The 3,413-nt window shown below is 67.5% G+C and carries 3 protein-coding genes and 2 pseudogenes; 4 read left to right on the forward strand and 1 reads right to left on the reverse strand.

Annotation, left to right across the window (positions count from 1 at the left end):
- Positions 1 to 563, reverse strand: a 563-nt coding sequence (locus TR48_RS38240; RefSeq protein ID WP_042375568.1) for a transposase, incomplete at its 3' end; no start/stop codon positions are given.
- Positions 564 to 950: 387 nt separating this feature from the next.
- On the opposite strand from TR48_RS38240, the gene TR48_RS44115 reads away from it, so the two are divergent.
- The 4 genes and pseudogenes from TR48_RS44115 to TR48_RS38250 all read left to right on the forward strand — a co-directional run bounded on the left by TR48_RS44115 (position 951) and on the right by TR48_RS38250 (position 3,086).
- A complete protein-coding gene (locus TR48_RS44115) occupies positions 951 to 1,124 on the forward strand; it encodes a hypothetical protein (protein WP_161789992.1) in 174 nt (57 codons plus the stop codon).
- A 273-nt stretch (positions 1,125 to 1,397) separates the two neighbouring features.
- A pseudogene (locus TR48_RS41440) lies at positions 1,398 to 2,166 on the forward strand (transposase).
- 173 nt (positions 2,167 to 2,339) lie between these two features.
- Positions 2,340 to 2,489: pseudogene (locus TR48_RS41445) on the forward strand (phosphohydrolase); the annotation flags it as partial.
- Positions 2,490 to 2,642: 153 nt separating this feature from the next.
- Complete coding sequence (locus tag TR48_RS38250) at positions 2,643 to 3,086, forward strand: hypothetical protein (RefSeq protein ID WP_236652527.1); 444 nt, start codon at positions 2,643 to 2,645, stop codon at positions 3,084 to 3,086.
- Positions 3,087 to 3,413: the final 327 nt, after the last annotated feature.

The raw sequence follows: 3,413 nt of genomic DNA on the forward strand, positions 1-3,413 counted from the left end.
ACCACCCGGCAGGCGCGCAGCCAGTCGGGGGCCGTCACCGTCAGTGCTTCCAATGCGCACCGCAGCGTCTCGACCACGAACTCCAGCCGGTTCAACTCACGTGCCAGGGCCAGGACATGAGTGGAGTCGGTCCGCACTCTGCCGTCGGCTCGCAGGTATCCCAATCCACCGAGGCGTTCCAGGAGCAGGTCCAGGATCTGCTCCTCCTGGCCGTGGGCGACCAGGCGTTCGCGGAAGCCCGACAGGACCGAGAAGTGGAAGCCGGTGTGCTCGAGTTCCAGGCCGAGAAGGTATTTCCAGTCGATCCGGCCGCGGACCGCGTCGGCGGCCTGCCGGTCGGTCAGGCGCTCGGCGAACTGCATCACCGACACCATCGCCAGCAGCCCTGGCGACAGGGCCGGCCCGCCCCGCATGGGAAACACAGGCGCGAACTCGGCATCGCGGAACAGCACGTCCAGCTCATCGCGGATCCGCATTGCCAGGCAGCCCTTGGGGAACGCGGCTCGCGCGACCCGCGCCGTGGCCTCGGGGATCGCAGGGGCCTCAGCAGGATGCAGCGACATCGCGCCGATCCTCCTCACTTCCCCGCGAAGCAACCGGACCCCACCACCGTCCCACCCACCAAGCCGCACGTCAGCCGAACGCCACGAATCGGGCGACAGGGTCGCGCAGCGTCGGCGTGATCCGGAGCGGATCGAGCCGTTCTCGCTGGACTGCCGCGCACAGCTACTGTCGTGCCTTCCCGAAGCCGGCGTCGCGCGCGCCTGCTGGGGTGCCCTGGTGTTGGCCGACGGCGGCCGCCAGGGCTTTCCACGGCGGTAGCGCTCAGCCACGGCTGAAGTTGCAGGCAATGCCGTCGTCCGGGTCGCCCAGGGTGTCCACCAGGAGCAGGGAGCCGTTGTTGGTGGCTGGCTCGAGGGAATCGTCCGTCGGCGCCGACGGTGATGTCCATGGCCTGGGGGATCGTGTCGCCGAAGGCGGGCTGGATGCTCCAGGTACCGTGGCCGGAGACGTTGCCGGTGATGGTTCCCTTCACCGGGTCGTCGCCGGTGGGCAATCCGGTGGCGGTCAGCGTGTGGTCGGCGTTGACGGTCATGACAGCCTTGCACGTGCTCACCCAGTGACCGACCAACTGCGAGTCCGTCAACGGCTTGGTGTACTCCGGGTAGCCGGGGTCCAGGGCGCACCCGCTGGTCAACAGGGCGCAGCCAAGGAGGGCCGCGGCGACCGGCAGAGTGTTGCGCATCTCGGTACTGCCTTTCATGAGGGCGTGGGTGGGGCGCGAGGGCGGGTCGGGGTCAGCGGCCACGGCCGCGAGGCTCTCATGCACCAACCGTCCGAGCCACCGAAATGCGCCGATGTCCCGACGACAGTGATCAAGATGAGACGATCCGGCTGTGCCTGGAGTGATCACGGCGTCGGAGCCGTCTTGGATAGCACCGTTCACCGGACTCAGCCCGCGCGCGTTCCGCAAGCTGATCACGATGCTGCGCCGTGAGGGCGCGGACAGCCCGCGCCCAGGACGTCCGTGGTCGCTGCCGCTGGAGGATCGGGTCCTCCTGGTGACGGCATACTGGCGAACCAATCTGACACTGCGACAGCTTGCACCGTTGTTCGGTGTCTCGAAGTCCGCGGCCGAGCGGATCGTCGATCGCACGGGGCCGCTCCTCGCGCTCAAGCAGCGGCAACGCTTCCGCAAGGGGACGGTGCTCATCGTGGACGGTACCTTGGTGCCCACCCGTGATCACACCGTCGCCGAGCAGTCGAAGAACTATCGGTACTCGACGAACCACCAGGTCGTCATCGACGCCGATACCCGGCTCATCGTGGTCGTCGGCCGCCCACTGCCCGGGAACCGGAACGACTGCAAGGCGTGGCACGAGTCCGGCGCCAGGGCCGCCGTCGGAAGGACGACGACGATTGCCGACGGCGGCTATCCGGGCACCGGGCTCGTGATTCCACACCGGCGCCCGGCTGGCGGCGAGCTGTGCGACTGGAAGCGTGAGCACAACCGCTCCCACAAGCAGGTCCGAGCCCGCGTTGAACATGTCTTCGCGCGTATGAAGACCTGGAAGATCCTGCGAGACTTGCCGCCTCCGGGGCGACGAAGTCCGCCATGCCATGCTCGGCATCGCCCGCTTGCACAACCTCGCCCAGGGCGCATAGCGCACTGCGTGGCCGAGAAGGCCAACGCGCGACAGTCCACAAAGATCGTTACGGGACAGCCCTTACCCTGAGGCCATGGCGCATCCAAAGGCATTACTGCTGGCGCTGGGGAGCGCGGGCGAGCCGCCCCTGCATCCCTGCCAGCACGCGTAGCAGCGCTCCTGCGCGACGTCGACGCCGCTCACGGTGTCAGTCCTGAGTTGCCCGGATTCGCCGCCACCCACGCCTCCTGGGACTCGCCGGGCGTGAACCTCGAGGACTTGCTGATGAGCCTGGCCGACAAGATCTGGAAGAACAAGCGCGTCACGGAACTGGAAGACCTGTGGCCACACCGTCAGAAGCGGGGTGCGCACGAGGGCGCCCAGCGAAGGTCTGGCCGACACACGGGGCCAGGCCTTCCGTGCACCAAAGCATTCGCAGCTGATCAACCTCTATGCGCACCCGACCTGACGTCGCGTAGCCTCTCTCCCGCGAGCGTGAACAAGCCGATCCACACATTGCGAGGTCCCATGTCGCTCCCCACCGTGCATCGACCTGTGGGCACTGCGCGCCTCCGAATCCGGATGCCGTACGCGCCCGACACCCGAGCGTGGTGGCATGACCAGCTCGGCGACCTGATCCGCCCAGCGTGGAACAGGGAGATGAAGTGCTGGGAGATCGCCCGGAGCCACATGCGAGAGGTGGTCGAGGCACTTGCCGAGCGCTTTGGCGCGGTAGAGGTGGCACTCGACTTCCGCAACAGCAGTCGATGCGACGTGCGGTGCCGCGACGCCGAGGGGGACGACTGCGATTGCCAGTGCCTGGGTGAGAACCACGGCGGAGCGGCGTACTGGCGGGCGTGGATACAGGTTGGCGAGACCACGTTGGTCGAGCCAGGCATCGTGCAGCGAATCCTGCTAGTCGAACGCCGACGCCGGTAATCCGGTACAGCGTCGAGATGATCACCCGCGCAGCATCCCAGTCGCCGACGAACGCTTCTCACGCCGTCCCCACCTTCAGCGATGACTTTGCGAGCCCCACACGATGCTGGGGAGAAGGTCCCCCTCTAGAGACGACGGTGGCCCTCCGAGCTGCGCGATCGAATAGCCCAACCGAACCAGTGAACCCGCCCATCGATGGTCGGTCACACAACCGGCCACCCGAGTGGCAGCACGCGGCCCGGCGGTGCCAGCATGACGGTCGGGTCAAGCAAAGGCGGGCGGCTCCATGGCTCACCTCCCGACGGATCACGCTACCCCACACGCCTC

This window comes from Streptacidiphilus neutrinimicus, assembly GCF_000787815.1.
In the GTDB taxonomy this organism is placed as follows: Bacteria; Actinomycetota; Actinomycetes; order Streptomycetales; family Streptomycetaceae; genus Streptacidiphilus; species Streptacidiphilus neutrinimicus.

Coding starts and splice junctions, on each gene's coding strand:
- TR48_RS44115 (WP_161789992.1), top strand. CDS start 951: ATGGCCTGGGGGATCGTGTCGCCGAAGGCGGGCTGGATGCTCCAGGTA.